Genomic DNA, 6,536 nt, shown 5'->3' on the forward strand with positions numbered 1-6,536 from the left:
AGAAGAATATCTAGGACTTCTGCAACGGGGGTGCAATCCCGCTGTGTTGGATGAGTATTTTTGGAACATTGAAGCGATAGAGGGGATCAGGCTTCGTCTGCATCCAGTGCGTCAATGTAGGGTTTGAGTTTCGGGGTCTTGGCCCAGCGGGACTTGCGTGCTTGAAATTGGGCTGTTTCGGATTGGTCTTGCAGGAACTCCGGTGTGAAATCCGCGCAGTATTCGGGCAGGTCGTTTTGCAAAAAGGTTTCGATACGATCCCAGAACGCATCTTCGCTTATGGCGGCATCGTGTTTTGACCAAAACGGATCAAGCGGAGCAGTCAGTTCGTAGAGCGCATCCTCGCGGGAGTTGGCGTAGTCTTCGTCCCATTCAAGATCCAGTTTGATACAGTCCAGCAGATAGTCGAAAATAGCCTGCACGTCCGCTTTGCGCGGTTTGAAATTGCCAAGGCTTTCGCGCAGGTGTGGTTCGCTGATCACCATATAGGCGAGCGCGCGTTCAGAAATGTCCTTGCTGGCCTGTGCCTTGCGCAGCAGATCGATGGAGAGTTTTCCATCCTCCAGCGCGGCTTCGATGCGGGTGATTAGCGGGGTTGTCATTATACGTCTTTCAGGGCGCGGGCAATTTTTGCGCCAAGGACTGCGTTGTTTTTCACAAGCGCAATGTTGGATTTGAGGGATTTGCCTTCGGTCAGTTCCACAATGCGTCCCAAAAGGAACGGCGTGACCTGTTTCGCGCCGATGTTCTGGGCTTCCGCCTCGGCCACGGCCTGTGCGATGATCGGGTTCAGGTAATCCGCGTCGATTTCAGCGTCTTGGGGGATCGGGTTTGCCACAAGTTGACCGCCTTGAAGGCCAAGGGCTGCGCGCATCTTATGGGCTTTGGCGATGGCATCGGGCGCGTTCATGCGAAGCGGCGCTGCGAGGCCGGAGACGCGGGACCAGAAGGCAGGGAAGTCATCGCTTTGGTAGGCGATGACAGGCACGCCGTTGGTTTCCAGCACTTCGAGCGTTTTTGGCAGGTCGAGGATCGCCTTGGCACCCGCACACACCACGGTGACAGCGGTTTGGGACAGCTCTGTCAGATCGGCGCTGATGTCAAAACTGGTCTCGGCACCCTTGTGAACGCCGCCGATGCCGCCGGTTGCAAATACGGCAATACCAGCCAGTTCAGCACAGATCATGGTCGCCGCCACTGTGGTGGCACCTGTGCGACCGTTCGCAACCGCGACGGCCAGATCGGCGCGGGACAGTTTCATCACGTCTTTGGCTTGTGCGAGGTTTTCCAGCGTGTCTGCTTCCAGACCGATATGGATTTTATGGTCAATGATCGCAATGGTCGCCGGAACCGCGCCATTGTCCCGCACCACCTGTTCGACTTCCTGAGCCGTTTCCAGATTGGCCGGATAAGGCATTCCGTGGGTGATGATCGTGCTTTCCAGCGCCACAACTGGGGCGCCCTGTGCCATAGCTTTGCTGACTTCGGCGGAATAAACGAGAGGTAGGGTCACAGCGGGGTCTCCGTGGATATATATTTAGAAGTATGGTCGAGCGCGAAATCGAGCGCGTCAGCACCCGTCAGTCCGCGGCTTTCGGCAACGATATGGCTGGCCATGAACACATCCCCCGCACCCGTGACCCGCAGAACCTTAACAGCAGGCGGGGTTTGGGACAGGGTGCCGGACGCATCTGCCACGGCGGCGGCGTTCGGGCCGTCCGTTACAACAGCACGGTAAAGTCCGGTTGCGGCCAGTTGGCTGGCTGCCTCGGCGGCGCTGTCGAGTTTGGTGTTCAGAAGGATGTTCGCCTCAATCAGGTTCACATATGCTGTGGCGTGGCGATGGCCGACAAAGGGTTTCAGCCGCTCTGCCTTGCCCGGTGAGGCTGGGGCAAGCCGGATGTCCGCAGCGCGGAATTCAGCAGCGGTGCTGATATAATCAAGCGTAACGCTTGGCAGATTGCCCTCGCAGACAACAAGGCCCTCGAACGGATCATCTTTGGTCCCAAGCCGTCCGTCCGACAAAGGTGCAATCACGGCGTCGGCTTGTTCTTCCAGCGAATGGGCATCGGCAATGGCTGCGATCAGCCCGTTACTGCCTTCGATCGCCATGTACTGATCGGTCGGGAATTGCTTTGAGACATGCACAAAGGCCGTTTCCATGCCCCGCGCAGTGGATTCCATCAACAATTCCCGTCCCGCCGCATCATCGCCTAAGGCGGTCAGCAGCGACACAGGCACATCATGGGCGCGCAGGGCCATAGCGATATTCATGGCAACGCCACCGGGAATGCGAATGATCCGACCGGGCACATCATGGCCCGCTTTCATCGCACGATCAGAGCGGCCAACAATGTCCCAGAGAACGGAACCGATACAGAGAATGGGGGCAGGGGGTGTCATGGCGCTCTTTTGATCTGTGGGGCGCGGGCTGGCAAGGGAAAATAGCGCCCGAGCCGATTGAATTTACCGCAAGTTAAGGAGTATAATTGCGAAGGTGCGATGATAATCAAGCAATCGGCCCGAATAATCGCTGTTCTTAGTGAAAACAGCACGGAATGACCGCCGAAACCACTTGCCAAGGGCATGTATGCCCCCTATAGCGACCTCACTTAAATCCACAGGCGGGGTCTGCGGGTTTTGGGGGAGACATCCCCAAAGCTCCAACCGGTTGGAACGGCAGGTGCCATTCCTTCTCCCGCTGAGGCTAAACCGGAAAAGGAAATTCCAATGGCTCTTCCCGAGTTCACATTGCGTCAACTGCTTGAAGCAGGCGTACACTTCGGCCACCAGACACACCGCTGGAACCCACGCATGGGTCAGTACATCTATGGTCAGCGCAATGGCATCCACATTCTTGACCTGACACAAACTGTTCCTCTGCTGGACCAAGCCCTGCAAGTAACACGCGAAACAGTTGCCAAAGGCGGCCGTATCCTGTTCGTCGGGACCAAACGTCAGGCTGCAAACGCTGTTGCCGAAGCTGCCGAACGTTCTGCACAATACTACATGAACCACCGTTGGTTGGGTGGCACGCTGACAAACTGGCAAACAGTTTCCAAGCGTATCGCGCACCTGAAAGACATCGACGAAAAACTGGAAAGCGGCGCTGAAGGTCTGACCAAGAAAGAACGTCTTGGCATGGAACGCGAGCAGGCTAAATTGCAAGCGTCTTTGGGCGGTGTTCGCGAAATGGGCGGTGTTCCCGACCTGATCGTTGTTATCGACACCAACAAAGAATCCCTTGCGGTTCAGGAAGCCAACAAACTGGGCATCCCTGTGATTGCGGTTCTGGACTCCAACTCTGCGCCTGAAAACATCGACTACCCGATCCCGGGCAACGACGATGCGGCCCGTGCGATTTCGCTTTATACCGACCTGATCGCCCGCGCGGCACTGGATGGCATGGCAGCAGCTATGGGTTCTGCGGGTATCGACATCGGTTCCCTTGAAGAAGCGCCTGCTGAAGAAGCTGTCGCAGAAGCCTGATCGGCTTTTACAATACTGATACCTCGGGGGTGTAAACGCACCCCCGACTCTTATTGCATTTAGGAGAGATGAAGATGGCTATCACAGCTGCACTCGTTAAAGAACTGCGCGAAAAATCCGGCGCAGGCATGATGGACGCAAAAAAAGCGCTGACAGAAACCGACGGCGACATGGAAGCCGCAATGGACTGGCTGCGCACCAAAGGTCTGGCCACCGCTGCCAAGAAATCCGGTCGTACAGCGGCTGAAGGTCTGGTTGGGGTCAAAGTTGAAGGCGGCGTTGGTGTTGCGGTTGAAGTGAACGCGGAAACCGACTTTGTTGGCAAAAACGCTGACTTCCAAAAAATGGTTAACGGCATCGTTGCGACTGCTGTTTCTGTTGACGATGTTGAAGCACTGAAATCCGCCGACATGGGTGGCAAGACAGTGACTGACGTTGTAACCGATGCGATTGCGACAATCGGCGAAAACATGTCCGTACGCCGCATGGCCAAAGTATCCGGCGATGTTGTGGGTTCCTACATCCACGCCGCTGCTGCTGACGGTCTGGGCAAAATCGGTGTTCTGGTTGCGCTGAAAGGCGGCGATGAATCTTTCGCCAAACAGGTTGCGATGCACGTTGCTGCGACAAACCCGGCGTCCCTGTCCGAAGAGGATCTGGACCCAGCCGTGATCGAGCGTGAGAAAAACGTTCTGACCGAGCAAGCCCGTGAATCCGGCAAGCCTGAGAACATCATTGAAAACATGATCAAAGGCCGCATGAAGAAGTTCTACTCTGAAGTGACGCTGAACAATCAAGCTTTCGTAATCAACCCGGACGTGACTGTTGGTCAGGCTGCTAAGGACGCAGGTGCGGAAATCGTATCCTTTGTGCGTCTTGAAGTCGGTGAAGGCATTGAGAAAAAAGAAGAAGACTTTGCAGCTGAAGTTGCAAAAACAATGGGCGGCTAAACTCGCTACATTGACTGCTTTACGAAGCCCTGCCTTTTGGCGGGGCTTTTTTTTGGTTTTAAATTGGCTGGATAAAGCAGGTCCGAAGTGTTTTGAACCGGGAAGAACGACCCTTCGGACCTGCGAGTCAAACTGCTTTCGCGTTTGGCTAAGATGACTGTCCCATTTTTCGATTGTAAAATAAGTGAGTTCTGTCACACATTCCGCATAATTTTTGCTGCACATCAAAAGAGGGTAGGGCGAAATGACGATGACTGGCGGAGAATTGTTGATCAAATGTCTTTTGGAACAAGGCGTTGATACGGCTTTCGGGGTGCCTGGCGAAAGCTACTTGGCAGTGCTTGATGCGCTCTACGATGTGCAAAACCAGATGCGCCTGATTACAACACGCCACGAAAGCGGTGCATCCTTCGCAGCCGAAGCCTACGGCAAGCTAACCAATAAACCCGGCATTTGTTTCGTGACGCGGGGACCGGGTGCAACGAATGCATCCATCGGGGTTCACACGGCGATGCAGGACAGTACCCCTATGATCCTGTTTGTGGGCCAGATCGGTCGGGATATGCGCGATCGTGAAGCCTTTCAAGAGGTCGATTATCGCGCGTTTTTTGGCCCAATCGCGAAATGGGCAACTGAAGTGGATAACGCAGACCGCATCCCCGAGATTGTCGCGCGTGCATTCCAGATGGCCACGTCAGGGCGCCCTGGTCCCGTGGTTGTGGCGCTGCCCGAAGATATGCTCACCGATATGACCGACGCGGCCCCGTGCAAGCCGGTAAAGCCGTTCCATCCTGCGCCTGATCCGGCCGCAGTTGCAGAAGCCGCCAAAGTTTTGAACGCTGCAAAGACGCCACTGATGATCGTCGGCGGCGGCGGATGGGATCAACAGGGCAGGGACGCCCTTGCCGATTTTGCTAAAAAAACCTCCATTCCTGTAGCTTCGGTTTTCCGCAGTCAGGATCTGATCGACAATCGCGGACCGAATTTCATCGGAGATGCCGGCTTTGGCATGGCGCCCCATATCCGCGAGGCGATCACCAACGCAGATGTAATTCTTGCAGTTAACATCCGGTTCGGTGAAACCGTGACAGACGGTTGGACCCTGCTAGATGTTCCAAATGCAAAACAGAAAATCATTCACAGCCATATATCGGCGGACGAGATTGGCAAAATCTACCAGCCCGACGTTGCAATACAATCTGCGCCTCACGCTTTCATTACCGCATTAAACTCAAAAATAACAGCTGATTACAGTGCGTATCTAAATCAAATTCAACCCAAATATCAGTCCACGCTGGCCCCCAAACCTGCCAAAGGCCCGGTAGATATGGCAAAGGTTTGTGATCACTTAAGGGACGTTCTGGATGACGACGCTATTCTGACGAATGGCGCAGGCAACTTTGCTATTTGGTCAGGCCGCTATATTCAGTATCACGGCGAAAAACGTCTTCTGGGCCCACAGTCCGGCGCGATGGGTGCCGGTCTACCGGCAGCACTGGCGGCCAAGGCTGTAGATCCCAAACGACAAGTTGTCTGTTTCGCAGGCGATGGCGATTTTCAGATGTCTTCTCAAGAACTTGGGACCATGCTTCAATACGGTCTCCAACCGATCATACTGCTGTTAAATAACGGTCTTTATGGCACGATCCGACTGCACCAGGAACGCCGCTACGAAGGACGGCCCAGTGGAACAGAAATCGTAAATCCGGACTTTACACAACTCGCCAAGGCTTATGGGTTCTGGAGCCAGCGCGTAAATAAAACCGAAGAGTTCGCAGACGCTTTCGCAACCGCAACGAAAACATCGAAGGGCGCGTTGATAGAATTGATTATCGATCCCGACGACATAGCACCAAATGTTATTTTGTCTTCATAATCCCAAGGGCTTAACAAAGCGTTACTCTGGTTAAATTCATCGCCAGAGTAGCATTTGACCGTAGTTACATAGTTTATTTAACATAATATTCATTATGCGGTAATTGCGCGCGACAAGGGCACATTCCATTTTGGATTGCATCACTAGATAAATTTCTGATGCAGATCAGGAGGTTGTGATGAGACGACCCTACCGCAAATTGAACATAGATGAACGCAGAA

General features: G+C 54.2%; 6 protein-coding genes. 3 read left to right on the plus strand and 3 right to left on the minus strand.

Features of this window, described 5'->3' with window-relative positions; all coding sequences use genetic code 11:
• Positions 1-86: 86 nt before the first annotated feature.
• Genes IEX10_RS19570 through IEX10_RS19580 form a run of 3 tightly spaced genes read right to left on the minus strand, consistent with a single transcriptional unit; the run spans position 87 to position 2,403 of the window.
• Positions 87-602: a hypothetical protein gene (locus tag IEX10_RS19570; protein WP_188678961.1), complete on the minus strand. Its 516-nt coding sequence runs from the start codon at positions 600-602 to the stop codon at positions 87-89.
• A complete protein-coding gene (locus IEX10_RS19575; RefSeq protein WP_268237057.1) occupies positions 602-1,513 on the minus strand; it encodes a pseudouridine-5'-phosphate glycosidase in 912 nt (303 codons plus the stop codon). Before IEX10_RS19575 ends, IEX10_RS19570 begins: the two co-directional genes overlap by 1 nt.
• Positions 1,510-2,403 (minus strand): PfkB family carbohydrate kinase, encoded by an 894-nt coding sequence (locus tag IEX10_RS19580; RefSeq protein ID WP_188678963.1) that lies wholly within the window; start codon positions 2,401-2,403, stop codon positions 1,510-1,512. The genes IEX10_RS19575 and IEX10_RS19580 overlap by 4 nt, the downstream gene beginning before the upstream one ends.
• Before the next feature lie 327 nt (positions 2,404-2,730).
• Here IEX10_RS19580 and rpsB point away from each other — a divergent pair, with 327 nt between their 5' ends.
• The 3 genes from rpsB to IEX10_RS19595 all read left to right on the plus strand — a co-directional run bounded on the left by rpsB (position 2,731) and on the right by IEX10_RS19595 (position 6,315).
• The gene (gene rpsB / locus IEX10_RS19585; protein WP_188678965.1) at positions 2,731-3,489 is read left to right on the plus strand and encodes a 30S ribosomal protein S2; all 759 of its coding nucleotides are present in this window, start codon (positions 2,731-2,733) and stop codon (positions 3,487-3,489) included.
• Between the two features lie 74 nt (positions 3,490-3,563).
• Complete coding sequence (gene tsf / locus IEX10_RS19590; RefSeq protein WP_188678967.1) at positions 3,564-4,439, plus strand: translation elongation factor Ts; 876 nt, start codon at positions 3,564-3,566, stop codon at positions 4,437-4,439.
• A 250-nt stretch (positions 4,440-4,689) separates the two neighbouring features.
• On the plus strand, positions 4,690-6,315 hold the full coding sequence (locus IEX10_RS19595; protein ID WP_308420720.1) for a thiamine pyrophosphate-binding protein: 1,626 nt from the start codon (positions 4,690-4,692) through the stop codon (positions 6,313-6,315).
• The last annotated feature ends 221 nt before the right edge of the window (positions 6,316-6,536 follow it).

Source organism: Neptunicoccus cionae, from assembly GCF_014643735.1.
Lineage (GTDB): Bacteria > Pseudomonadota > Alphaproteobacteria > Rhodobacterales > Rhodobacteraceae > Amylibacter > Amylibacter cionae.